At 35.0% G+C, this 23,745-nt stretch carries 23 protein-coding genes, 1 tRNA gene and 1 other annotated feature; of the genes, 20 read left to right on the top strand and 4 right to left on the bottom strand.

Annotated features, from left to right (window positions below; genetic code table 11):
• Nucleotides 1-7 precede the first annotated feature (7 nt).
• From H0Z36_RS02840 to H0Z36_RS02830, 3 genes are all read right to left on the bottom strand, one after another.
• On the bottom strand, nucleotides 8-2,635 hold the full coding sequence (locus H0Z36_RS02840) for a PAS domain S-box protein (protein WP_296863710.1): 2,628 nt from the start codon (nucleotides 2,633-2,635) through the stop codon (nucleotides 8-10).
• Between the two features lie 120 nt (nucleotides 2,636-2,755).
• Complete coding sequence (locus tag H0Z36_RS02835; protein WP_296863709.1) at nucleotides 2,756-3,730, bottom strand: zf-HC2 domain-containing protein; 975 nt, start codon at nucleotides 3,728-3,730, stop codon at nucleotides 2,756-2,758.
• 3 nt (nucleotides 3,731-3,733) lie between these two features.
• Nucleotides 3,734-4,330 carry a sigma-70 family RNA polymerase sigma factor gene (locus H0Z36_RS02830; RefSeq protein ID WP_296863707.1) on the bottom strand — a complete coding sequence of 199 codons (597 nt, stop codon included), beginning with the start codon at nucleotides 4,328-4,330 and terminating at the stop codon, nucleotides 3,734-3,736.
• 150 nt (nucleotides 4,331-4,480) lie between these two features.
• Between H0Z36_RS02830 and H0Z36_RS02825 the strand changes: the two genes are divergently transcribed.
• The 8 genes from H0Z36_RS02825 to H0Z36_RS02790 all read left to right on the top strand — a co-directional run bounded on the left by H0Z36_RS02825 (nucleotide 4,481) and on the right by H0Z36_RS02790 (nucleotide 10,516).
• The gene (locus H0Z36_RS02825; RefSeq protein ID WP_296863705.1) at nucleotides 4,481-4,924 is read left to right on the top strand and encodes a DUF296 domain-containing protein; all 444 of its coding nucleotides are present in this window, start codon (nucleotides 4,481-4,483) and stop codon (nucleotides 4,922-4,924) included.
• Between the two features lie 103 nt (nucleotides 4,925-5,027).
• On the top strand, nucleotides 5,028-5,870 hold the full coding sequence (locus H0Z36_RS02820; protein ID WP_296863702.1) for an Mrp/NBP35 family ATP-binding protein: 843 nt from the start codon (nucleotides 5,028-5,030) through the stop codon (nucleotides 5,868-5,870).
• A gap of 171 nt (nucleotides 5,871-6,041) precedes the next feature.
• Nucleotides 6,042-6,188: a hypothetical protein gene (locus H0Z36_RS02815; protein ID WP_296863700.1), complete on the top strand. Its 147-nt coding sequence runs from the start codon at nucleotides 6,042-6,044 to the stop codon at nucleotides 6,186-6,188.
• A 161-nt stretch (nucleotides 6,189-6,349) separates the two neighbouring features.
• Nucleotides 6,350-6,955, top strand: a complete 606-nt coding sequence (locus H0Z36_RS02810) for a peptidoglycan recognition family protein (protein ID WP_296863698.1) — start codon at nucleotides 6,350-6,352, stop codon at nucleotides 6,953-6,955.
• 84 nt (nucleotides 6,956-7,039) lie between these two features.
• Nucleotides 7,040-7,115 (top strand) — tRNA-Lys (locus H0Z36_RS02805).
• Between the two features lie 151 nt (nucleotides 7,116-7,266).
• The gene (locus tag H0Z36_RS02800) at nucleotides 7,267-7,560 is read left to right on the top strand and encodes a polyhydroxyalkanoate synthesis regulator (protein ID WP_296863696.1); all 294 of its coding nucleotides are present in this window, start codon (nucleotides 7,267-7,269) and stop codon (nucleotides 7,558-7,560) included.
• 61 nt (nucleotides 7,561-7,621) lie between these two features.
• Nucleotides 7,622-9,289, top strand: a complete 1,668-nt coding sequence (locus H0Z36_RS02795; RefSeq protein ID WP_296863694.1) for an AarF/ABC1/UbiB kinase family protein — start codon at nucleotides 7,622-7,624, stop codon at nucleotides 9,287-9,289.
• Between the two features lie 72 nt (nucleotides 9,290-9,361).
• Nucleotides 9,362-10,516, top strand: coding sequence for a hypothetical protein (locus tag H0Z36_RS02790; RefSeq protein ID WP_296863692.1), 1,155 nt, complete (start codon nucleotides 9,362-9,364; stop codon nucleotides 10,514-10,516).
• Nucleotides 10,517-10,530: 14 nt separating this feature from the next.
• On the opposite strand, the gene H0Z36_RS02785 is transcribed toward H0Z36_RS02790, so the two are convergent.
• Entirely contained in the window at nucleotides 10,531-10,770 is a 240-nt protein-coding gene (locus H0Z36_RS02785) for a hypothetical protein (protein WP_296863691.1), read from the bottom strand.
• A 255-nt stretch (nucleotides 10,771-11,025) separates the two neighbouring features.
• Nucleotides 11,026-11,227 (top strand) — a binding site (T-box leader).
• Nucleotides 11,228-11,276: 49 nt separating this feature from the next.
• On the opposite strand from H0Z36_RS02785, the gene H0Z36_RS02780 reads away from it, so the two are divergent.
• The 12 genes from H0Z36_RS02780 to yyaC all read left to right on the top strand — a co-directional run bounded on the left by H0Z36_RS02780 (nucleotide 11,277) and on the right by yyaC (nucleotide 23,729).
• Nucleotides 11,277-11,765, top strand: coding sequence for an Lrp/AsnC family transcriptional regulator (locus tag H0Z36_RS02780; RefSeq protein ID WP_296863688.1), 489 nt, complete (start codon nucleotides 11,277-11,279; stop codon nucleotides 11,763-11,765).
• Nucleotides 11,762-12,937, top strand: a complete 1,176-nt coding sequence (locus H0Z36_RS02775; RefSeq protein WP_296863686.1) for an aminotransferase class I/II-fold pyridoxal phosphate-dependent enzyme — start codon at nucleotides 11,762-11,764, stop codon at nucleotides 12,935-12,937. Before H0Z36_RS02780 ends, H0Z36_RS02775 begins: the two co-directional genes overlap by 4 nt.
• A 146-nt stretch (nucleotides 12,938-13,083) precedes the next feature.
• Entirely contained in the window at nucleotides 13,084-13,560 is a 477-nt protein-coding gene (locus tag H0Z36_RS02770) for a hypothetical protein (RefSeq protein WP_296863684.1), read from the top strand.
• 33 nt (nucleotides 13,561-13,593) lie between these two features.
• Nucleotides 13,594-15,180, top strand: coding sequence for an MBL fold metallo-hydrolase (locus tag H0Z36_RS02765; RefSeq protein WP_296863682.1), 1,587 nt, complete (start codon nucleotides 13,594-13,596; stop codon nucleotides 15,178-15,180).
• 204 nt (nucleotides 15,181-15,384) lie between these two features.
• Nucleotides 15,385-16,548 (top strand): DnaD domain protein, encoded by a 1,164-nt coding sequence (locus H0Z36_RS02760; RefSeq protein WP_296863680.1) that lies wholly within the window; start codon nucleotides 15,385-15,387, stop codon nucleotides 16,546-16,548.
• A 55-nt stretch (nucleotides 16,549-16,603) separates the two neighbouring features.
• On the top strand, nucleotides 16,604-17,968 hold the full coding sequence (locus H0Z36_RS02755) for a DnaB-like helicase C-terminal domain-containing protein (protein WP_296863678.1): 1,365 nt from the start codon (nucleotides 16,604-16,606) through the stop codon (nucleotides 17,966-17,968).
• On the top strand, nucleotides 17,968-18,267 hold the full coding sequence (locus H0Z36_RS02750) for a hypothetical protein (protein ID WP_296863676.1): 300 nt from the start codon (nucleotides 17,968-17,970) through the stop codon (nucleotides 18,265-18,267). The genes H0Z36_RS02755 and H0Z36_RS02750 overlap by 1 nt, the downstream gene beginning before the upstream one ends.
• A 21-nt stretch (nucleotides 18,268-18,288) precedes the next feature.
• A complete protein-coding gene (speE, locus tag H0Z36_RS02745) occupies nucleotides 18,289-19,116 on the top strand; it encodes a polyamine aminopropyltransferase (RefSeq protein WP_296863674.1) in 828 nt (275 codons plus the stop codon).
• Between the two features lie 60 nt (nucleotides 19,117-19,176).
• Nucleotides 19,177-20,712: a sodium:solute symporter gene (locus H0Z36_RS02740; protein WP_296863672.1), complete on the top strand. Its 1,536-nt coding sequence runs from the start codon at nucleotides 19,177-19,179 to the stop codon at nucleotides 20,710-20,712.
• A 42-nt stretch (nucleotides 20,713-20,754) separates the two neighbouring features.
• Nucleotides 20,755-22,059 (top strand): phenylacetate--CoA ligase, encoded by a 1,305-nt coding sequence (locus tag H0Z36_RS02735; RefSeq protein ID WP_296863670.1) that lies wholly within the window; start codon nucleotides 20,755-20,757, stop codon nucleotides 22,057-22,059.
• 21 nt (nucleotides 22,060-22,080) lie between these two features.
• Nucleotides 22,081-23,184 carry a histidinol-phosphate transaminase gene (hisC, locus tag H0Z36_RS02730; RefSeq protein WP_296863668.1) on the top strand — a complete coding sequence of 368 codons (1,104 nt, stop codon included), beginning with the start codon at nucleotides 22,081-22,083 and terminating at the stop codon, nucleotides 23,182-23,184.
• 8 nt (nucleotides 23,185-23,192) lie between these two features.
• Nucleotides 23,193-23,729, top strand: a complete 537-nt coding sequence (gene yyaC, locus H0Z36_RS02725) for a spore protease YyaC (protein ID WP_296863666.1) — start codon at nucleotides 23,193-23,195, stop codon at nucleotides 23,727-23,729.
• Nucleotides 23,730-23,745 lie beyond the last annotated feature (16 nt).

The raw sequence follows: 23,745 nt of genomic DNA, 5'->3' as shown, positions 1-23,745 counted from the left end.
TCAATTGCTATAAAAGCATTTTTATTTGTTCAATGTTTTCCAGCATATTTTGATATATTTCGTGTATTCGGGATATATTTGGTTCTAAAGCTGCTTTTCTGATTTCGGCTGCTAGATTGGATAGATGGTGAAATCCATATAATCCCGCAGTTCCTTTTATATCGTGAGCAATACTGGCCAGTTCTTTTGTATTATTTGTTTCGATGCTGGTTTTCATACTGGTCATCAAATTTCCCAGATTGTTTAAAAATTCTGGTATGAGATTTTTGATAAACTGCCTGTTTTTTTCTTCAATATTAGCAGAATCTGAAGATTCGTTAAATATCTGGTCTAATTTCTCATATAACTGCTGGCTTGATACAGGTTTAGCCAGATAATAATCGCATCCTGCCAAGCGACATTTTTCCTTGTCACCTTCCATAGAGAAAGCAGTAAGTGCGAGTATAGGGGTGTTATTTTTATATTCATTTCTTATGCGTTTGCATGTTTCATATCCGTCAAGGATTGGCATCTGCATATCCATTATTATCAAATCAAAATTTTTGTTTTGAAGAATATTGAGACAGCTGATTCCATTTTCTGCAACTGTTACTTCATATCCGACATTTGTCAACATATAAAATAAAATTTTGCGGTTAACTGGATTATCTTCTACTAAGAGAATTGATTTATTTGATGTTGGAATTGTTTTTTTGTTTAAGTTCATGAGATCTACCCTGGTTTCAAAGGTTCCCATTGATTTTTCCAATGGAAGATAGAAACTGAAGATAGAGCCTCTTCCTAAAGTGCTTTCTGCCCATATATCCCCTCCCATATTTTTTACCAGTTGTTTGCATATGGCAAGTCCCAATCCGGTACCGGACGCGGGAAAAGTGTCAATTTTTTCAAAGGCTTCAAAAATAGTATCAATTTTATCTTTTGGGATACCTATACCTGTATCACTAACCTTAAAAAGGATAAACACCTTGTTGTCATCGATGCTTTTTATTCGGTCATACAATTTAATTTCTATTTTTATTTCTCCTTTCGTTGTAAATTTTATTGCATTGCTTAGGAGATTCAAAATTATCCTTCTTATTTGTAACTGATCTCCGTATAAATTTAAAGGAACATCAGGTGCTACATATGTATACAGTTCTACTTCCGCCGGCAATTTACCGTATATAGTTTGAACACATTCATTTAAAATTTGATTAAGATTGAAATATTTTTTAGTTCCAAGGGAATATCCTGCTTCAATGCGTGACAGATCGAGAATATCGTTGATAAGCTCGTGCATTTGTTCACCGCACTGTTTTATAGTTTGAATCAGTTCAGTTTGGTAAGGAGATAATTTTTCTTGACATAAAAGGTCAACTGCTCCTAAGATGCCGATCATGGGGGTGCGTATATCGTGGCTTATGTTGGCCAAAAAATTAGTCTTGGCCAGATTGGCAGCTTCAGCCTGCTTTTTGGCTTTTATAATTTCGGTTAAATCGGAGATAACTATTGTTATGTTGCGTAAATTGTTGTAGTAATCTTTTACTGGGGTAATAGAAAGGCGAACATATTTTTGCTGTCCTTCATTATCGGTCAATTCTGCTTCGGTTTGCCATGTTTGGTTTTTTAATACAGCCTTTTCTATTTTTCGGTAATCAATTTCTAGATTATATAATTTAGTCAGCTCATCTATGTTTTGGTTTAAAAATTTTTCGCTGTCAATATTCAATATCTGCTGTGCTCCTTTGTTCATGTATATTAAAGCGCCTTTTTCATCGGTGACTATAATGCCTTCGCTTAAATTGGAAAGGATATTAGCCTGGGATGTCAACCTGTATTCAGTTTCTTTGATTTTTGTTAAGTCTTTAACTATGGCAAAGCAGCCGATTATTTGTCCATTATCAATAAATGGTGTGGGAGATATATGGGTAGGAATAATTTTGCCGGATTTGCTGCGCAAGCTCAGTTCATAGCTGTCATTTATGTTTTTTAACCTTTTTTTCATCCCATTTAAAAGAGAGATTGTATCTTTTTCATAGGCAGCCAGTTCTAATAGGCATTTTCCTTCTAATTCCTCAATTTCATATTCCAGCATTCTAGCAAAGGCCTGGTTTATCTGGATTATTTTAAAGCCTGTATTTACGAAAACAAATCCGTCCTGCAAGTTCTCTAAAAGGCTGCGCTGTCTTTTTTCTAATTTTTCTAGAATATCCATATTAGATTCAATTTTTTTTTGAATTTCGATAAAATGGGTGATATCAATAAGATTTCCCTGTAAAGCATATTTGCCATCGTAGTTTATTGAAGATACTGCTATTTCAAAAGTTTTGGTTTGACCGCTTTTGCATGTTAGTTTGCTTACAAAACGGTCTGAATAAGGGGTTTGATTTTTGAAATAATTATATGCTGTTGGATAGAGCCTTTCGCGATAATCAACAGGCATCAGATCCCAGATAGTGAGGTTGTTTTTCCAAAAATCTTCAAGTTTATAACCTAGATTTTCTTCGATATATTTATTGCAAAAGTAAATTTTGTCCATATCAAAAATAAAAACTCCAAACATGGCATTTTCCACTAAACGCTGATATTTTTGTTCTGATTCATTAAGCATAGCTTCTGTGCAAATGATGTGATGATAGTTAAAAAAGTTGTTCATAAATTCCTCCGTATTCATATTTTTTATCCCTGTAATTATAATAATAAAGAAAAGAGGGTTTTGTCAAAAAAACCCTCAAATACATGATTATATAAATTTTATAAAAATTCACAGTTTGTGTTATTTATCAATTTTTATATTTTCGGCTATGCTTTTCAGTTCTTGGGAATTTACAGTTCCTTCTATGGTAAGATTATATTTTTCATTATTAAAAACTTTAATTTTTGTTATATAATTATTATTTTCATTACCGAATGTCGCCACATTTTCAGAAGAGATGGAAGATGTCGGGAGACTTCGGCTAGATGATTTAACCTCATCAGGAATGAGGACTAATTTTATAGTAATAAGGTTTTGGGTTTGGGTATCAAAGTATATATAAACTGCTTCATTATTTGCAGTTTGTTCGGCTTTTTTTAAGATGTATTCTTCAGGTAAACCGGTTAAGTTCCATAATGGCGGTTTATTATTCGGAGTTTTAGAATTTTTAATCCGGGTTTCTGGGATTTTTTCGTCATCAGGTTGTGAATATGTTGTGCCATTTTGGACTTTATCATCGATGCATGATGATGTCATTGTAATTTGGTCTTTTGGTTCAGCAGGTGTTGACCTGAATTCTTTTTTTAAATCTGCTGTTTGTTCTAATTTTACTTGATTAAGCGATACTAATTTTTCTTTTTTGGTTTGTGACGAAGATGGATTGTTTTTTATATCGGAAATTTGAACTTTTTCGTTGATAAATAATGTTTTTATATAACTGTTAACTCCGGGAATCAGTAGTATAAATATAATGCATGTTATCACAGCTGTTAAGGCATATATTGGGGCTTTGCTGTTTTTAAATGATGAAGACTCTGAATTTTTTTCAGGTTCGAAACTATCAACCATTTTAAGCAGATTTTCTGTGAAATCAGGTCTTATTTCAGGAATATTTGAAGTATCCTTTAATATAGAATTTTCAAGCCTGGTTAAGACCAGATTTTTTTGACATATATCACAGTTTTTTATGTGTGCATCTATTTCTTTTTTAAGCTCAGGGGGAAGATTATCCTCAGCATAGTCCAGCCAATATTTTTTAATCTTTTTGCAGTTCATAATTTACCCCCTTCCTGTTTGCTGTTCCAAGAGAATTTTGCGCAAGGCTTTACGGGCTCTATGTACTTTTACTTCGACATTTTCTTTTTTTATATTAAGGATTTGGGCTATTTCCTGATTGTTTAATTCTAACTGATACCTTAAAAGAATTATTATTTGATAGTTTACAGGTAATTTCATAATAGCTTTTTGGATTTCTTCCTGCAGTTCAATCCTTTCCATATTTAAAAGAGGATCGATAACAGCTGGAGGGTGATAAATATTGTATAGATTAGTATAAATTTCGTCAAAGTTTAGGATAGTAGTTTTTTTGTTTTTTCTCAAATGGCTTATAGCAGTATTAGTTGCTATTTTGTAAATCCAGGGAGCAAACTTTTTTTGCGGATCAAATTGATGTAATTTAGTATATACATTAAGAAAAACTTCCTGGGTTATATCTTCTGCCTCCTGGTATTGGCCTACCATTCTATATATAAGTCCAAAAACCTTATTTTTATACCTGTTTATAATTTCTTCAAATGCAGTAATATCACCATTGAGACAGTGAACGGCAAGCATTTCATCACTTAACAAAATAATCAGCTCCTCAACCCCGTCCAATATTTAATACGCTTCCCATCATATTTTCTTACAATTAAAAGAAAGGTAATAGTTTCTAAGGGTTATAATAAAACTAAGAATTTTAATTTAAATACATAAACTATCTTTTTATGTTACACTATTCCTAATTATAAAGTGTGGAGGTAATTTATGAAATATCAGGAAGGTAAAATCGGACGTATTTTTGTAATTAAATTTGAACATGGTGATGATGTGCTACAGGAGATAGTGAAATTAGCCGAAAGTAAAAATATTTCAGCAGCTTTGGTTTTCATGTTGGGAGCATTAAAAAGCGGTCAGCTGGTAGTGGGACCAAATGAATGCGTTATTCCTCCTGAGGGAATTTCATTTAAGTTTGAAGATGGAAGAGAAATTCTGGCTTTAGGAACTTTGTTTAAGGATGAAAATAGGAAACCTTCTCTGCATATCCATACCGCAGCAGGTCGTGAAGAAAAGGTAAGGGTAGGGTGTTTGCGTGCTGATGCTGAAGTTTATCTTACAGTTGAAGCTGTGATTCTTGAACTGGATGGTTTAAAAGCTGCCCGCCTGTTTGATCCGGATATGCAGTTGAAATTGCTTACTTTTTTGATATAATATATCAGATTTATAATAAGAACATATGCACATTTATCTTGATAATGGTTTAAAACAGGTGTATATATTAAAGTACATGGAGTTTAAGAAAGGAGAGAAAAAAATGTCAGATCAGTGTAAAACCTGTTCATCGCAAAATGAATGCACTTCTAATCCGGAGAATTGTGGAGTCGGTTCGGAAAAAAGCCTTTTAGGAACATTTAATGACATCAAAAATGTTATTGCGGTAATGAGTGGGAAGGGTGGAGTAGGTAAATCATCGGTAACTGGACTTATAGCTTCAACTTTAGCTAAAATGGGCAAAAAAGTGGGGGTTTTAGATGCTGATATTACAGGCCCCAGTCAGCCCAAGGCTTTTGGTATAAGCAATGAGGAAGGTCTTAAGGGTAGTCAGTTTGGAATAATTCCTCCAGTAAGCAAATTAGGTATTAAAATTATGTCGATTAATTTTTTCCTGCCTAACGAAGATGATCCAGTAATATGGCGTGGGCCGTTGCTGGCAGGAGCAGTAAATCAATTCTGGGGTGAAGTAGACTGGCAAGATTTGGATTATATGATAGTTGACCTTCCCCCAGGAACAGGAGATGTTCCTCTTACAGTAATGCAGTCTTTGCCTGTAAACGGAATAGTAATTGTATCATCGCCCCAGGATTTGGCTTTCATGGTAGTTAAGAAAGCTATAAAAATGGCAAAAAAAATGAATATACCAATATTGGGATTGATTGAAAATATGAGTTATGCAATATGTCCCCACTGTAATGAGAAGATTGAGATATTTGGAAACAGTCAGGGAGAAAAAGTTGCTGAAGAAGCAGGGATTGATTATTTAGGTGCACTGCCGTGGGATTCTAAACTTAATATGCTGGTAGATCAGGGTAAAATTGAAGAATATGAATCTGCTGAAATAAAAATGATAGTAGAAAAAATAATATCTAAAATTTCCTAAAACTCGATACAATATTAAAGCCTGGTTTCTGATGATCCAGGCTTTAATATGTTGTAAATATAAAATTATAAACAATCATTGATTAAAATGTTTAAATATATTATAATGAATTAATATTCAAAGAGGAAAATCATCATCAGCAGGTATGGTGATTGGGGGTAGATAAGTAAGATGGTAAATGAGTTGTTTATGGAATTAAAGCGTCTGTTTGCTGAATTGGCTTCGACTTTAATTTTAGGTAAAAATAAAGATGCAGCTGACTTGGCGCGAATTTTGTCTGAAAAGAGTAAAGCTCTGGCAGATGAATTAGCTAAATAAAAATTTCGAGGATTTATATTGAAATTGTATATAAATATAAACTGCCTTTAAGAAGGGAAAATCCTTTTTGAAGGCAGTTTTTTTATTTAAAGTTAAAATGCATTATCACCTCCAAAATTTAAGTTCAATATATTAGTCAGTAAAAGAGAGGAGGAAGAAAAATGCAGATTAAGGAAACTAATTTAAAGTTTAATGGTCAGCTTAAAACGAGAAGAACTACAAGAAGGGTTATTATTCATCATACAGCTACTAATGGAGATGTCCCAGCAGAGACTGTACACAACTGGCATCTAAGTCGGGAATGGTCAGGTATAGGATATCATTATTTGGTAAGACAGGACGGCACGATTGAGAGGGGGAGACCGGAAAACACTATTGGAGCACATGCTGGATCTGAAGCGAATAAAGACAGCATAGGTATAGCTGTGGCAGGAAATTTTGAGATAGAAAAGCCAGATGAAAGACAAATAGAAGCATTAGTTGCATTAATCAAAAATATAATTAAAAGGTATGGTAACCTTGAAATCCTTGGGCACCGGGATATAATGCCAACCGTCTGTCCTGGAAAACTGTTTCCTTTAGAAGAGGTCCGGAAAAAGGTTAAAGAAGAGGACATATTAAAAAGTGAAGCTTGGAAGCTGGATATTATAAAAGAAGCAAGAGATAAAGGATTGATTACAATTGACCATGATCCTGATGAGCCGGCGAGTAAATGGTTTGTTTTAGCAGTAAGTTTGAATTTACTGAATTTATTGAACAAAAAGTAAAATTATTTAACATAATTGAGCAAATTTCTTAAGAAAATATGCTTGATTTCTGAAGAATGTGGAGTTATAATTTACATTGTCCACGGGCCATTAGCTCAACTGGCAGAGCAGCTGACTCTTAATCAGAAGGTTGTAGGTTCGATTCCTACATGGCCCACCATTAAAATGATAAAGTAAAGCCGTGCTATCAGGCACGGCTTTTTGCTTTAAGTGAACTAAATACGGATTTATTTGTATGCTGGCTTAAAATGTAGCATAATATAATAAGCAGGATGATTTTTACTTTTAATTAAGCTTAAGGAGGGACAAGTGTGAATAGTATATTTAAAAAAGCCTTATATTTTGGAATTGGTGCTATGAGTATGACCCGGGAAAAAGCGGAGAAATTTTTTAATGAAATGGTAGAAAAAGGAGAAATGACCAGGGAAGAGGCTAAACAATTTATAGATGAAGCGATTAAAAAAGGTGAAGAGGAAAGAAATGAAATACGGAAAATGGTTCAGGAAGAGATTTTAAATCTTAAAGATGAATTATCAGTAGCTACCAAGTCAGAAATTGCAGCTTTGGAGGCTAGAATAAGGGAACTGGAAAACAAACTACAATAGATATTTAGCATCACTGCCGGGATTCCGGCAGTGATGCACTTTAAGCGGCAGGGGTGATTGTATGCCGATTAGGAAAATGAATCTTAATCATTTAAAACATGTTCCCAGATATCGAGAAGTTGCTAATATTTTAATTAAGCATGGATTTGGATTTGTAGTTGATGTATTAAATTATAAAGGTTTTTTTATATCTAAATTTTCAAGACGGAAAGAGGCAGAATTTATTGGACCTCCTGGACGATTTAGGGCTCTTTTAGAAGATTTGGGACCTACATATGTTAAGTTAGGACAAATATTAAGTACCCGGCCGGATATTTTAGGGAAAGAATATATCACAGAATTGGAAAAGCTTCAAAATGATGTTCCCCCTTTTTCGTTTGAGATTCTTCGTGCTTTATGTTTGGAAGAGGGGATAGATATTGATAATGAATTTGCTTATTTTAATCCTGAGCCGATTGCAGCTGCTTCTATTGCCCAGGTACATGAAGCAGTGTTAAAAACAGGAGAAAAAGTAGTAGTAAAGGTTCAAAGGCCGGGAATTCAGAAATTAGTGGAAACTGACCTGAAGATATTAAAAGAGATAAGCTTGGTCTTGGAAAAAAGAACCGCATGGGGGAGTTTTTATAAAATAAGTGAAATAGTGGATGAATTGGGCGAAGCTTTACTCAATGAACTTGATTTTCGTAAAGAAGCCCGTAATGCTGATAAATTTTACAATAATTTTAAAAACGATAAACATGTGCTTATTCCTAAAGTATATTGGGAGTATTCCTCAAGCCGAATATTAACTATGCAGTATGTTGAGGGGATAAAGATATCAAATTTAATCGAACTGAAAAAAGCTGGCTTTAATACCCGAAAGATTGCGCAAAATTTAGTTGATTCACTTTTTAAACAAATATGGGATTATGGCTTTTTTCATGCTGATCCTCATCCCGGCAATATTGCCATAGCAGAAGGGGAAAGAATAATTCTTTATGATTTTGGGCAAGTAGGGGTTATTGATGATGTTTTAAAAGAAAAAGGAATGAACCTTATAATAAATATGATGCGTTATGATACTAATGGTGTTACCCGCGCTTTACTGGATATAGGGATAGGGAGCCAATATGTTAATCAGGAAGAATTGAGGCGTGATGTCTCAAAATTGCAGCAGAAGTACTATGGAATGCCTCTTTCAGATATTAATGTGGCTGAAGCTTTAGGGGAGTTGGTAGAGCTTTCAATTAAATACCAGATGCGGCTTCCGGCTGAATTGTCCCTAGTGGTTAAAATGTTGATGACCGTTGAGGGAATAGTTTCGCAGCTTGATCCGCAGTTAAGCATCGTTGATATTGCCGAACCTTATGGTAAAAAATTGCTTATGCGCAAATTTTCTCCTGATAACATCAAAGGTCATATAAAAGATTTATTTATGGATTATGGCAGTTTAGCCAAATCTTTTCCCCGGGATATGGAAAATATTTTAAAAACCATAGAAGATGGACAACTTAAGATAAGAATGGAACATACTAATTTAAAAAAGCTTGCTGATCGTATTGATATAGTGTCTAATCGGCTTTCTTTAGCTATAATTCTGGCCAGTATAATAATTGGAACTTCCCTGGTGATAGATAAAGCAAGCAGCAATATTTTAAGCCGCATACCTATAGTTGAAGTAGGTTTTGGTTTAGCTGTAGTTTTAGGATTTGTTCTTGCCTATTCTATATTTAGAAGTGGAAGATATTAACAAATATCGTTCTGCATAAACTTATTTTCTCCCCAATACAAATTATACTAAATCGGCGGGGGAGGAATAAAAATGAAAACTGGAAGGGTAGGGTTTTTTTTATTATTTATTTTTTTTATACTTTGTAGTTCACCCTCTAAACTGGCTGTTGCCGAGGAAGATGAAAAGAACAGTTTTCCAGAATATGTTTTTATAATAAGTGTTGATGGATTAAGCTATGAAGGGTTTGCCAGCACTTCATGCAATAATATTAAGCATTTAGCAAGTGAAGGGTTTATGGATGAAAAATCTTTGGCTTTAAAAATTGAAACCGTAGAAGCAGCTCAGGCCTCACTTTTGACCGGGTGTTTACCTGAGGAACATAAATTTATTACTAGTCATGATAAGGTAGAGGTGGAGTCTTTATTTGATGTAATAAAAAAGCAGAAAAAAACTGTATTGGTAGTAGATGGGTCAGGGGGAAAACTTAGAACCTTTGCACACAGTGAAGAAGAATATTTCATGCTTGATAGTATGAAATCTGATAACGAAGTAATGGCAGAAGCTATTAAACTATTTAAAGAACGAAAGCCATTTTTTACATTTATTTATCTAAATGATTGCTTGGAAAATCTTCTTTCATTAGATGAAAAAGAATATTACAAATCTGTAAAAAGTTTTGATCAGGCTTTGAGCAGCTTTATAGCTGAACTGCGCAATGAAGATATTTATTATCGTTCCCTTATTGTTGTAGCTTCACCGCGCAGTTCATCTACAAGTAACTTTACACCTTTGATTATTCATACACCGGGATGTGTTGAAAGTGTGAGAATTTCGGGAACTACGGTGTTAGATATTGTTCCAACTGTCTGTAAGCTTACGGGCTTGAAAACACCTTACAATGCAGTTGGAATACCTGTATATGAAAGTTTAAATATAAAAAAAGAAGAAAGGTTATATATTCTTGAGGCTCAGATTAAGGATCTTAAAGCGGAAAGAATAAGATTGTGGACTAGACTATTTGATTTACAGGATGAGCTTAATCGGGCTTATAATCGGATAAACTCTATAAAAGAAGAAAAGCAGAATATATTTAATTTTGCGGGGGAAAGGGAAAAAATAATTTACGACCTTCAAAATCGGATTAAATATGAAAGGATATTGGGTTTGAGTATATTTCTTTTGATGCTTGCCGGGTACTGGATAGAATATAAAGTTTTGAAAAAGCGTTTTCTATTATTTAAATAGCTGGTTTATATATTCTATAAATTTTTATCTAATGTATTAAGTTTTTTAAGCAAGCTGTCAAGAGTATTTTTAAAGTGAATAATCTTGAGCTTTTCGGCTTCACTGCAAAAATGATGGCCTTCTAATTCATGTTGGGCAATAAGAAGGGCATTGAATACTTTGTCCCGAAAATTCATATTGGTGGTTTTAAAATAATCGTCAACTTTGCGGGCTATTTCTTTTTCTTCCGAGCTTAAATTTATCGCTGTATACATTTTTCAGAATCCCTCCTAATAAAATCTAAAGAAATAATATGCATTTTAACTTTAATTAGTGCAAAAAAAGATTGTTATTTTTGGATAAAATTAGGCTTCAAATGACGGATTTTGTAAATGAAAGAATAGGAATTTAATAAATGAAAGAATAGGAATTTAATATATAATTATTTTTTATAATCATGACAAACATGTCTTTATCGGAATATGTTGACTTAAATAAAATTGTTATGTTAGGATTATAGCAATTGAATATAAAAAGCGATGATCAGAAGAGTAGCTGTATGACTGTTTACAGAGAGCCGGAGGTGCTGAAAACCGGTAACAGTTATATAGTGAAGGCCACCTGAGAGCGCCGGTGAATTAAGCCGGACGGTTGTTACCGTTAAAATAAATTAAGCTGGGCATGTTTTGCCAATTAGGGTGGTACCGCGGGAGTACGGCTCTCGTCCCTTGCCAGGGATGAGAGCTTTTTTAATACAAAAATTATAGGAGGAGGATAGATAATGAATCTTGAGAAAAAGATTCTTAAGCTTTTAGAACATGATGCTAAAATGAGTTCTAAAACAATTGCTGCTATTCTTGATAAAGATGAAAATGTCATTAAAGAGATTATAGAGAAATTAGAAAAAGACAAAATTATTCTGGGATATAACACTATAATTAACTGGGAAAGGTTAGGCGAAGATGGAGTTACGGCCATGATTGATGTAAAGGTTGCTCCTGAAAGAGAAGTAGGTTTTGAAAAAGTGGCGGAAAGAATATGCAGATTTCCCGAAGTTAGGTGCGTGTATCTTATGAGCGGAACTTACGACCTTTCCGTAGTTGTAACGGGTGAAACCATGAAAGATATAGCATGGTTTGTTTCTCACCGTCTTTCAACATTGGAACAGGTGCAGAGCACCGTCACCCATTTTGTGCTTAAGCGTTATAAACAGGATGACTTTATTTTTGAAGAACCTGAAGAAGATAAGAGGTTGGTGGTAAGTCCATGAGCGATATGAATAAGTACTTGGCCAAGACGGTGCAGTCAATTCCGCCTTCGGGTATAAGAAAGTTTTTTGATCTGGTGACTCAGACTAAAGGGGTCATTTCCTTAGGAGTTGGGGAGCCGGATTTTGTTACTCCTTGGCATATAAGAGAGGCTTGTTTTTATGCTTTAGAAAAAGGTTATACGATGTATACCTCTAACAGTGGCTTATTAGAATTGAGAGAAGAAATTGCCGTTTATATGAAAAAGAAAATCGGAGTTGAATATTCGCCGCAAAGAGAAGTACTAGTTACAATTGGGGTGAGCGAAGCAGTTGATTTAGCTCTTAGAGCTTTATTAAACCCGGGAGATGAGGTATTAGTTCCCGAGCCCTGTTTTGTTTCTTATGCTCCGGGGACAGTTTTAGGCTATGGTAAAGCAGTTTCAGTGCCTACTTATTTTGAAGATGAATACCGGCTTAAACCTGAAATCCTGGAAAAATATATTACTCCCAAAAGCAAGATACTTATTCTGGCTTACCCTAATAATCCGACTGGTGGAATAATGGAGAAAGAAGATTTAGAAAAATTAAGGGAAATAATTATAAAAAATGACTTAATTGTTATATCTGATGAAATTTACAGTGAACTTACCTATAACGGGGAACACGTTTCCATAGCTGCACTACCGGGTATGCGGGATAGGACTATTGTTCTTAACGGTTTTTCAAAAGCGTATGCAATGACGGGATGGAGGATAGGTTATGCATGTGGAAACCCTGATATTATTGCTGCTATGACTAAGATTCACCAATATACAATAATGTGTGCTCCTATTATGAGCCAGATGGCAGCCATTGAAGCTTTACGACACGGAGAATCAGAAATGAGAAGGATGATAGATGATTATAATAACCGCCGCAAAATTATGCTTTCTGGTTTTAAAGAGATTGGTTTGGATTGTTTTGAACCTAAAGGCGCATTTTATGCTTTCCCTTCAATAAAAATATCGGGAATGACCAGTGAAGAATTTTGTGAAAGACTTCTTTTTGAAGAAAAAGTTGCTGTTGTTCCGGGGAATGCTTTTGGTGCTAATGGGGAAGGACATATAAGATGTTGTTATGCTGCGAGTATAAAGAATATTGAAACTGCTATTGAAAAAATGGGAAATTTTCTAGATCGACATAGAAAAGGATAATCTGCCATTATGTGCACATTGAACATGGTGAATTATAGCGAATAGCATTGAATAAGTACTGAATAATACGATAATTAAATGCAGGAATTAAGCGGGTCAGGATGGAAAACCTCCTTTAAGCTAAAAAGCTAAAGGGGGTTTTTCGTATGCTGGCTGAGTTATCTTTAAAAGAAATTGAGCTTTTAAAGGCATTTCAAGCGTTAGGTCCAGTAGGGCAGAAAGAGTGTTCAGAATATATAAAATATCTTTTGACTAAACAATATAAAAGAGAATTGATGATGTCTATATTTAATAATAAATTAATACATAATCTTTTACACGGACTCTTACATATGGTGGAAAAAGACGATTTTGATGTCATTCAGGCTCAAAAGAGGGTTATGCAAATAAAAGAACTTTATTACGGAATATTTGAAGACGTTCATACTAAATATACTGAATTAGTTGACGATTTGGATACTAATGAGATAGTCAGGGAATTTGGCAAGAACGGTTTTACCAGTCTCGAGAATGCTTTTGTTTCAGGAGATATTGGAAAAATAAGATATGAAGTTATTGATTTTTTTCAGCAGTATGAAAAATTTTCTCAGAAGAAAGACATAAAGCATGTAGTTGCAGTATAATTTAATAAAAATTTACTAAGACGGGGGAAATATATGAAGATTAAGTTTTTAGGAGCAGCTAAATCCGTTACAGGTTCTTTTTTCCTTATTGATACAGAAAATACCCGCTTAGCAGTAGATTGTGGACTGTTTCAGGGCAGTAAAGAGATAAAAGAAAGGAATTATGGAGAATTTCCAGTTGATCCTGCTTCCATCGATTTTTTAATCTTAACTCATGCCCATATTGATCATATAGGATTAGTTCCCAAACTCTGCAAAAAAGGCTTTAAAGGAACTATATACTGCAGTTATGCCACCCGTAAGCTTGCCGAAATCCTCCTTCCGGATTCAGGCCATATACAGGAAATGGAAGTTGAACGTAAAAATCGAAAATACAAAAGAGCAGGTAAACCTTTATTAGAACCTATATATACGGTCGATGATGCAATAAAGTGCCTTAATCAATTTGTATCGCTTAATATTGACGAAATAATACCTTTAACTCCTTCAATAGAAGTCCGTCTGCGGGATGCTGGACATATATTAGGTTCTAATATTATAGAGCTGTGGATTAAAGAAAATGATCAAAAGGTAAAACTTGTGTTTTCCGGAGACCTAGGGCGTCCTAATCAGCCTATAATAAAAGATCCAGCGATTATCGAAAGTGCTGACTATGTAATAATAGAGTCTACTTATGGTAACAGATTGCACAAGGGAGTAGGACAAAGAAAAGAACAGCTGAAGGAAATTATTGAAAAAACCATGAAAAAAGGCGGCAATCTTATAATACCATCGTTTGCAGTAGAACGCACTCAGGATTTACTGTATGATTTGAATTATCTTTATCATAATGGTTTTTTGAATCCGGATATCAAAATTTATATCGATAGCCCTTTAGCAGTAGCCGCTACGCGGATTTTCCAGGAAAATACAGAATATTACGATAATGAAACTAAACAGCTTTTAGCAGAAGGCAAACATCCCTTAAAGCTTCCCAACCTTCATTTTTCTACCACTCAAGAAGATTCAACTCTTTTGAATAAAATAAAAGGTGGGACTATAATTATTTCTGCTAGCGGAATGTGTGATGCCGGCCGTATTAAGCATCATCTTAAACATAATTTGTGGCGACCTGAGTCAACCATATTATTTGTTGGATACCAGGCGGAAGGAACTTTGGGCAGAAGGATATTAGAAGGGGAAAAGTTGGTCAAAATTCATGGAGAAGAAGTAGCGGTTAAAGCAGAAATCGCGACTATTGAAGATTATTCCGGACATGCTGATAAAGATGGGTTGCTCGCATGGCTTAAAGGTTTTGTTTCACCTCCTAAAGAAATATTTTTGGTGCATGGAGAAGAAGAAGCTCAGCTGGCTTTTGCAGAAGCGATAAAAAATGAGCTGAAAGTGCCTGTATATATTCCTGAGTGGTTGGAAGAAATAGAATTGCCGCATTATCATGAAGGACAAGTTAAGTTCCAGAGATCTGACGAGAAGATTCAAAAGGCAATGGAGGCAGAATCTATGTATATTCAAACTTCCTTGAAACTACACACTATATTTAAAGAAAAGTGGATGAATGCGGAATATGATAAGATAATTGCTTATTTAAGCAGAATAGAAGAAATTTTAAATGAGCAGTAGTCTATGTTATTATGGTTTATATGGTTCCCATTTTAATTTTTATTGAGTCAAGCTTATTTTTAATGCAAAAAGCCGATATATTTCAGTTTTTTGTTGGTTAACAAACTAAATTTAAGTTTAATCTAAATATTATATGTTTGTTAACCGCAATTTTGGAGTGATATAATTTCCTTACTTCGTGTGATGGGAGCCAGAGGTGTTATTATGGATAAATGTGCTTCTTTAGAAATGATGCGTTGGGGTTATGCATGTGTCCCCGGGGTTATTTTTTCTTATGCTAAAGAGCTGGATTTGGATATGGAAGATATAGGGGTAATTGCTACTATATTTTATGCTTTGGAAAAATCCAAGCCTTTGTATCAGACAGGTATAAATACAGGACAGATATTGCAGTCATGTCCTTCGCTAACTAAGCAAAAACTTGCCAGGAAAATTGCCCGTTTGGCGAAATTGCAGCTTATCATGGTAAAAGACAATAACCGTTCGTTTAATGACAAAGAAATATATTTGGAACCACTTATAGAAAAAATTGAAGCTCTTATTTTAAGAGATCATCCTGAACTATCAGGACATACAACTGATGATACCAAAAGACAGGAAATGGAAGAATTATTGGATGAATACCGGGAAAAAATTAAGCAGCTGGAACTACAGTTGGAAGAAAAAACATCAAAACCGCTTTTAGATTTAGAGTTATATGAGGTTAATGATGAAAACTATAAAAAAGTAGCTGATTTTATTGCGAAAAAAACCGGCAATTTACTCAGTGTGAAAATGGCCAATGAATTGAAAAGATGGCTTAATGAGATGAAGTTTACTCCTGAATTTTTGCTCTGTATGCTTGAACTTTGTTTTGAAAGACAGATTTATAATCCTAAAGAAATAACTAGAATAGCACGCGATCTAAAAGAGTATTCTATCAATACTGTTGAAGGAATGGGTCTTTATTTTGAGAAATATGTTGATGTTCAAAAAAATACGGTTTTAAGAACTTCTCAGTTTGATCCTGAAATAATCGAATTTGGAAATTTTACAGGTATTGATATGAGTGCAGAAGCGCGCAGGCGAGTTTATTATAAATGGAGATATGACTGGGGATTTTCTCATGCTATGATTATGAAAGCAGGGGAAATTATGTGCCAGCGCACAAAAAATGGGGGATTGGAATACATAGACAGCGTGCTTAACAATTGGATGCGTAAAGAAATCAGACAGCTGGAGGATGTTGAAAGGGAAATAAAAGAATTTAAAGCAAAAAGTAGAAATGATAAAAATCCTTCTAAATCTGAGAAAAAAACCAAGTTTGAACCTGAGTATGAAATTTATGTACCTCCTGCTGCCTTGGAAGAGTTGAAAAGTAAAGTATAATATAATATTTTTAAAAACGGGATTTAAATCCCGTTTTTGATTTGGTGGTGATATTTTGTTTATCGAAAATTATGAAAAAATACGCGAGAACCTTTATGACTTAGAAAGTGAACGAAGGGTTCTGTCAGCTATGATACATGCGGAGGAGGCCTGTATAGAAGCCCATTCATCTCTTCAGGCTTCTGATTTTTATTCTCCCAAGCATGCAACTATTTTTGAACTTGCCTGCAACCTTTATGAACGGGATATAAAGCCTACTTATGTCGAAATATTAAAAGAAGGTCATTCCCTTGGCATATTTACTAATCCGAAGGATATAGAAGAGTTGAAATATATTGCTGAACATTATATTGATGACGAAAATATCAAATATTGGATAAAAAAAGTTAAAGATAAGTCTAAGCTTCGCCGATTTGAAACTTTTCTTCGCCGTAGCTATTTTATGTTGGCAGAAAATCCGGAAAGTGATGCGGAAGAAATACTGCTTTCGGCAGAAGAAGAGCTCACTAATCTTACTGCTTTTGACATTGATGAAAAAATTGATACTCCAGCTGACCTTGCTAAATTAGGTTATGAAGAAGTAGAAAAAAGATTTATTCGTTTTAAGGAAATAAAAGAACTGCATAAAGGGGTTCTGCCTTTAGAAGGACTTCCCACCGGTTTTTCTTATCTGGATCATATTACTTTAGGTTACAAACCGGGTGATTTAGTAATTTTAGGTGCGCAGACTGGACATGGAAAAACTGCTTTTGCTCTGCATACTGCTAAAGCAATAGCCGTTGACTTTGGGAAAAAAGTGCTTTATCTTAATACAGAAATGAGCCGTACCCAAATAGCTTTACGGTGGGGATCTATTTTATCGGGGATTGAGCATGAGCGCATTCGCAGCGGAGATATAAATGAAACGGAATTATCCATAATTTTTAATGCTTATTCTAAGCTCAGAGACAGCGGGTTTTATTCTTATCCTTGTCCGAATCTTACACCGGAAAAGACTGTATCAATAGCCCGTAAATTTAAAGCGCAGAAAAACATTGATATGATGATAATTGACTATGTTGGAAGAATGGAGAAACAGGATCCTAAGCTTTCTGAATGGCAGATACTTGAACAGATAGTAAAAACCCAAAAAATGTTGGCGCAAAATCTTCAGATTGTGGTCATGTGTTTGGTTCAGCTCAATCCTGACGGGACTTTACAGGGAGCCAAGCGGATGAAAAATGAATGTGATCTTATGCTTAAGCTGACTCCCATATCCAAGGAAGAACTGGCAGAAAATGAAGAATTAAAAAAATACTTGAATCCAAATTATTATATCTATATTGAAAAAAACAGGGATGGCAGAAGCGGAGTTTCTCTTCCCATTCAATTTGATTTAAAACGACAAATTATGAAGGATGCAGAGAGGATTCAGTTATAATGTTTAATGACAAAGAAAAAATAAAAAAAATATATGATGAAACAGCTACGGTTATTGCAGATCTTGCTTTTAGGCGGGAAATTACCGATGAGGAAATGTATTTTTTGTTAAATATGCTGGAAGCGATTATTGATAATCGTAATCTTTCTGCTCTAACCGAAGTTTTGTTGGAATGGATAAAAAAAGAGGATAAAAATGAATTAAATGAAGAAATTAAAAAGGAACTTTTTAAGATAAATTTTAAAGATGAAGATTCTGTAAATGAGGTAACTCATAATATAAAAAAGCTGCTTGAATAAAAATTTAAGGAGGCTGTGAAAATGAGTGAATACTGGATGGAAGAAAAACATACTGATGGATATAGGGTGAGTTGGAAGATAACCAATATTTTGCATGAAGAAAAAACACCTTTTCAGGAACTGGCGGTAGTAGAAACGACAGAATGGGGGAAAGCTTTGATTTTAGACAATGCAGTTCAGATTACAGAAAAAGATGAGTTTATATACCATGAAATGATAGTTCATCCTGTTATGTATATCCATCCTAATCCGGAAAAAGTATTAATTATCGGAGGAGGAGACGGGGGAACATTAAGAGAGGTTTTAAAACATAAAAGAGTAAAAAAGGCTGATATGGTTGAAATTGACGGAAAAGTAGTAGAAGCGAGCAAAAGGTTTTTCCCGGAAGTATCTTGTTCTTTTGATGATCCGAGGGCAAACTTGTTTATAGAAGATGGAATTAAGTATGTTAAAGAAACAAAGGAAAAATATGATATTATAATCGTTGATTCTTCCGATCCAGTAGGTCCGGCAGTTGAATTGTTTGGGATTGATTTTTACCGGGACGCTTATCGTATTTTGAATGAGGATGGGATTATAGTAGTTCAGTCGGAGTCTCCTATATTTTTTAAGGAAACATTTTTAAAGGTTCAGTCTTATTTAAAACAGGTATTTCCAATGGTTTATGTATACTGGGCAGTATGTCCTACATATGTTAGCGGTCCCTGGACTTTTACTATGGCTAGCAAAAAATATGTTCCTGATAAATTTCCAGGTGACAAAGAGCTGGTTGATGGTTTAAAATACTACAATGAAGGTATTCATACTGCAGCGTTTAACTTACCCCGTTTTATAAGGGAAATGCTGTAGAAGGACGGCAGGGTTTAAGTAGGAAGGTAGGAAAGCTTTAAAAAAAAGTTGGACGGGAGGATGGTAGAATTGATGATGAAATTCGGAATGGTAGCTTGTTTTGTGGCGGTGATTATTGGTTTAAGCCTTTACACTAGAACCAAAACAGCTACCATTAATGATTTTGTGGTGGGCAACAGGTCAATAGGTCCTTGGATGTCTGCTTTTTCTTTTGGTACTACGTATTTTTCAGCGGTTCTTTTAATAGGATTTGCTGGAAAAGTAGGCTGGGGATATGGATTATCTGCTTTATGGATTGCTTTGGGTAATACTTTACTTGGAACCTTTTTGACTTGGAAAGTTATGGGTTCAAGAACCAGGGAAATGAGCAGCCGTTTAAATGTTCTCACTATGCCTTCCTTTCTTGAAGCCCGCTATGCTTCTACTAATATGAAGATATTTGCCAGCCTTATAATTTTTATATTTTTCATTCCTTATTCAGCTTCAGTTTTTATGGGATTAAGTTATCTTTTTGAACAGATTTTTAATATTCCCTATGCAGTAGCCTTAGTTATTATGACAGTGCTTACTGCTCTTTATTTAGTTTTAGGAGGTTATATTGCTGTTGCTTTAATTGATTTTGTTTTAGGCATTATTATGCTGGCAGGAGTAATATTAATGGTTAATTATATTGCAGGTAATGAGGCAGTTGGGGGAATTATTAACAGTATAAGTTCTTTGCGGGCTGTTGATCCTAAACTGGCTGCTCCGGTTGGCCCTGGAGGATTGATAGGATTAATATCTTTGGTTGTGCTTACCAGTTTAGGAACCTGGGGTATGCCTCAAATGATTCAAAAGTTTTATGGTATTAAAAGTCCGGATGTAATCCCAAAAGCAACTATAGTTTCCAGTTTGTTCGCTCTGATTATTACCGGCGGGGCATATTATTCAGGCGCTTTAAGCCATCTATATTTTGCAGAATTACCGATATTAAACGGTAAACCTTCACCAGATCTCTTAATGCCCAACATTATGAACCAGGCTTTACCGGAAACAGTAGCTGTACTTATTTTGCTTTTAGTATTATCTGCTTCTATGTCTACCCTTTCAGGACTAGTTTTAGTATCTAGTTCTTCAGTTTCGATAGATTTACTTCAAGGAGCTTTACTGCCTGATATGAGTGAAAAACGAACTATGAATATTATGAAAATACTATGTGTTGTTTTTATTGTTCTGTCTTTATGGATTGCTTTAAATCCTCCGGGAGTAATATTAACCCTTATGGGACTTTCCTGGGGAACAGTAGCCGGTGCTTTTTTAGCTCCCTTTTTATATGGTTTATTCTGGGAAAAAACTACCCGAGCCGGAGCATGGGCTGGTATGATTACTGGGGTTTTAATTTCCATTGGCGGATATTTTACAATAAACTGGTTTCCGGTGTGGATAGAAAGTCCGGTTTTGCAACTGCTTCAGCAGTGGGGAACTCCCTTTTTCGGTTCTCTAGCTATGCTAGTTCCTCTGGCAGTTGTGCCGGCAGTAAGCCTTTTGACTCCTGAATATTCCGAAGAACACTTGGCTAAGGTTTACGGGAAAGAAGAATTAGTATTTGAAAATTAATTTTGACTTTAATTTAAATAGCTGAATTGGGGAGGATTTTTAATGCGAATATGGAATAAGGAAATGGAATGTATGCCGCGTGAAGAAATGGAAAAACTGCAGCTTAAGCGCCTTAAGGAGACTTTACACCGGGTTTATGAAAAATCTTCAGTTTATCGAAGAAAGTTTGATGAAATTGGCTTTAAACCTGAAGATTTTGAAAGCCTTGATGATTTAAAAAAACTCCCTTTTACCGTAAAAGACGATTTTCGGGATAACTACCCCTTTGGAATGTTTACAGTTCCTGTGAAAGATGTAGTTCGTATTCATGCATCTTCTGGAACTACCGGGAAGCTTACCGTAGTTGGTTTTACCAGGAATGACCTTGAGATATGGTCAGAACTTGTTGCCCGTATGGCTACTATGGCTGGAGTTACCGATGAAGATGTTACCCAAATTGCTTTTGGTTATGGACTTTTTACTGGTGCTCATGGGCTCCATTATGGTTTGGAAAAAATAGGAGCTACAGTGATACCTATTTCCGGCGGCAATTCGGAAAAACAAATAATGATTATGAAAGATTTTGGAACGACTGTTTTGGTAAGTACTCCAACCTATGCTTTGCATTTATCTGAAGTTGCTATGAAAATGGGAATAGATCCTAAAAATGATCTTAATGTAAGATTAGGACTTTTTGGAGGAGAAGCATTTTCTGAAGAATATAGACGGGAAATTGAAGCGAGATGGGGAATGCTAGCTACTGATAATTATGGATTAAGTGAAGTTGGTGGTCCTGGTTTTTCCGGGGAATGTGAACTTATCTGTGGTCAGCATGTAGCGGAAGATTATTTTATTGTTGAAATTGTTGATCCGGTAACCTTAGAGCCTCTTCCTCCAGGAGAAAAAGGAGAAGTCGTTATCACTACCTTGGGGCGTGAAGCCCTGCCGGTGATAAGATACCGGACTAAAGATATAAGTTCAATTACTTATGAACCTTGTGCATGTGGAAGGACAACTGCCAGGTTGAGTAAGATTACAGGCAGAACGGATGATATGCTTATTATCAGAGGAGTAAATGTATTTCCTTCCCAGATTGAGAGTGTTCTGGTTAATATCGAAGGCTTAGAACCTCATTATCAGATTGTAGTTTATAAAAAAGGTTTTTTAGATGAGATAGAAATAAAGGTAGAGATATCTGAAGATATATTCAGTGATAAATATGCTGACTTGGAGAGAATTGAAGAAAATCTGCGTCAGCAGCTGTATAAAACCTTATCAATAAATCCTAAAATAAAACTGGTTGAACCGCACAGCATAGAAAGAAGTGCTGGCAAGGCAAAAAGGGTTATTGACCTGCGCAATTCTTGATTTCAGGAGGTTTTAGTTTAGATGAGAGATTTTGTAAACAGCAAGGCAAGGCCGGAGATTTTCAACTTAAAACCATATGTGCCGGGAAAGCCGATTGAAGAAGTAAAGAGAGAGTTAGGAATTGAAGATATAATCAAAATGGCATCCAATGAAAATCCTTTAGGTGCTTCCCCTTTAGCAGTTGAAGCGATAAAAAAATCGTTAGACAGGCTGCATTATTATCCTGACAGCAATAATTTTTACTTGAAGCAAAAATTAGCCCGTGTTAATGATATAAGTGAAGATGCAATTATTATAGGCAATGGGTCCGATGAACTTTTAAAGCTTTTAGCTGAAACTTTCTTAAGTCCTGGAGATGAAGTTATTTTTGGTGATCCTTCGTTTGTTGAATACGAATTTACTGCTACAATAATGGGAGCTAAATGTATAAATGTTCCTTTAAAGGATTTTCGCCATGATTTAAGAGCTATGCTCGATGAAATTACAGATAAAACTAAAATTATATATATCTGTAATCCAAACAATCCTACCGGGACTTATTCTACACGGGCAGAAATTGAAGAATTTATGAGAAAAATCCCATCTGACGTCTTGGTAGTTTTTGATGAGGCTTATTTTGAATATGTAGATGCGAAGGATTATATAAGCGGAATCGATTATGTAAAAGAAGGAAGAAATGCGGTAGTTTTAAGAACTTTTTCTAAAATATATGGTTTAGCTGGGCTAAGGGTAGGCTATGGGTTTACTAATCCAGAAATTGCTAAGGCGGTAGAAAGAGTTACTGAGCCTTTTAATGTCAATTTATTGGCTCAAATTGCGGCTGAAGCAGCTTTAGATGATATTGAACATGTGAAAAAAAGCTGTCGCTTAAATAGAGAAGGGAAAAACTATCTATATTCTCAGTTTGAAGAAATGGGACTTAAATATGTTCCTACTGAAGCCAATTTCATTTTTGTTGACACAGGAAGAAACAGCAGGGAAGTATTTCAGAAGCTTTTACAATTAGGGGTAATTGTTCGTACTGGCGACATTTTTGGTTTTCCTTCTTTTATAAGGGTAACTATCGGGACTGAGGAAGAAAACAAGAGATTTATAAATGCCTTGAAAGAGGTTTTGGGAGAATAGTCTTCGGTATGTATCTGTTGGCTCAACACTATGAGGATGAGGACATAAGAGACAATATTATAATCACCTTAGATGAGATAATAGATGTTTCCAGAGAAGAGCCGATATTTATTTGTATCGGCTCTGATCGGCATTTACTTGATTGTTTCGGCCCTTTAGTCGGGACTATGATAAAAGAAAAGACTTCAGAATTATCAGTATATGGAACTTTAGAAAATCCGCTTAATTCTCAAAATTTAAGTGAACATCTGCAGAAGATTAGAAATACCCATTATTCAGAATATATAGAAATTGCTGTTGATGCTTCTCTAGGATCCCGTGAAGATTTAGGCATTATAAAAATCAGAAAAGGACCTATATTGCCAGGCAAAGCACTGGATAAAAAACTTCCGCCGGTTGGTCAGATTGCGATAACCGGCATAGTAGGGGAAAGATTGACTTATAAAAACATTGCCGGTCTAAAAACAGGCAGCATAAAGCCTGTTTACTTTATGGCCAAGGTTTTGAGTGAAGCTATAGTTGACTGGTATTTTTCGCATATTTAAATTCCAGTTTACAAGC

Source organism: Thermosyntropha sp. (assembly GCF_017656155.1).
Classification (GTDB): domain Bacteria; phylum Bacillota; class Syntrophomonadia; order Syntrophomonadales; family Syntrophomonadaceae; genus Thermosyntropha.
Note: the sequence above shows the minus strand (reverse complement) of the source record. Positions and strands in the feature narration are given on the sequence as shown.

Coding starts and splice junctions, on each gene's coding strand:
- H0Z36_RS02825 (WP_296863705.1), top strand. CDS start 4,481: ATGAAATATCAGGAAGGTAAAATCGGACGTATTTTTGTAATTAAATTT.
- hisC (WP_296863668.1), top strand. CDS start 22,081: ATGAGAGATTTTGTAAACAGCAAGGCAAGGCCGGAGATTTTCAACTTA.
- H0Z36_RS02810 (WP_296863698.1), top strand. CDS start 6,350: ATGCAGATTAAGGAAACTAATTTAAAGTTTAATGGTCAGCTTAAAACG.
- H0Z36_RS02785 (WP_296863691.1), bottom strand. CDS start 10,770: ATGTATACAGCGATAAATTTAAGCTCGGAAGAAAAAGAAATAGCCCGC.
- H0Z36_RS02780 (WP_296863688.1), top strand. CDS start 11,277: ATGAATCTTGAGAAAAAGATTCTTAAGCTTTTAGAACATGATGCTAAA.
- H0Z36_RS02790 (WP_296863692.1), top strand. CDS start 9,362: ATGAAAACTGGAAGGGTAGGGTTTTTTTTATTATTTATTTTTTTTATA.
- H0Z36_RS02735 (WP_296863670.1), top strand. CDS start 20,755: ATGCGAATATGGAATAAGGAAATGGAATGTATGCCGCGTGAAGAAATG.
- H0Z36_RS02740 (WP_296863672.1), top strand. CDS start 19,177: ATGGTAGAATTGATGATGAAATTCGGAATGGTAGCTTGTTTTGTGGCG.
- H0Z36_RS02835 (WP_296863709.1), bottom strand. CDS start 3,730: ATGAACTGCAAAAAGATTAAAAAATATTGGCTGGACTATGCTGAGGAT.
- H0Z36_RS02815 (WP_296863700.1), top strand. CDS start 6,042: ATGGTAAATGAGTTGTTTATGGAATTAAAGCGTCTGTTTGCTGAATTG.
- H0Z36_RS02775 (WP_296863686.1), top strand. CDS start 11,762: ATGAGCGATATGAATAAGTACTTGGCCAAGACGGTGCAGTCAATTCCG.
- H0Z36_RS02820 (WP_296863702.1), top strand. CDS start 5,028: ATGTCAGATCAGTGTAAAACCTGTTCATCGCAAAATGAATGCACTTCT.
- H0Z36_RS02840 (WP_296863710.1), bottom strand. CDS start 2,635: ATGAACAACTTTTTTAACTATCATCACATCATTTGCACAGAAGCTATG.
- H0Z36_RS02760 (WP_296863680.1), top strand. CDS start 15,385: ATGGATAAATGTGCTTCTTTAGAAATGATGCGTTGGGGTTATGCATGT.
- H0Z36_RS02770 (WP_296863684.1), top strand. CDS start 13,084: ATGCTGGCTGAGTTATCTTTAAAAGAAATTGAGCTTTTAAAGGCATTT.
- H0Z36_RS02795 (WP_296863694.1), top strand. CDS start 7,622: ATGCCGATTAGGAAAATGAATCTTAATCATTTAAAACATGTTCCCAGA.
- H0Z36_RS02750 (WP_296863676.1), top strand. CDS start 17,968: ATGTTTAATGACAAAGAAAAAATAAAAAAAATATATGATGAAACAGCT.
- H0Z36_RS02765 (WP_296863682.1), top strand. CDS start 13,594: ATGAAGATTAAGTTTTTAGGAGCAGCTAAATCCGTTACAGGTTCTTTT.
- yyaC (WP_296863666.1), top strand. CDS start 23,193: ATGTATCTGTTGGCTCAACACTATGAGGATGAGGACATAAGAGACAAT.
- speE (WP_296863674.1), top strand. CDS start 18,289: ATGAGTGAATACTGGATGGAAGAAAAACATACTGATGGATATAGGGTG.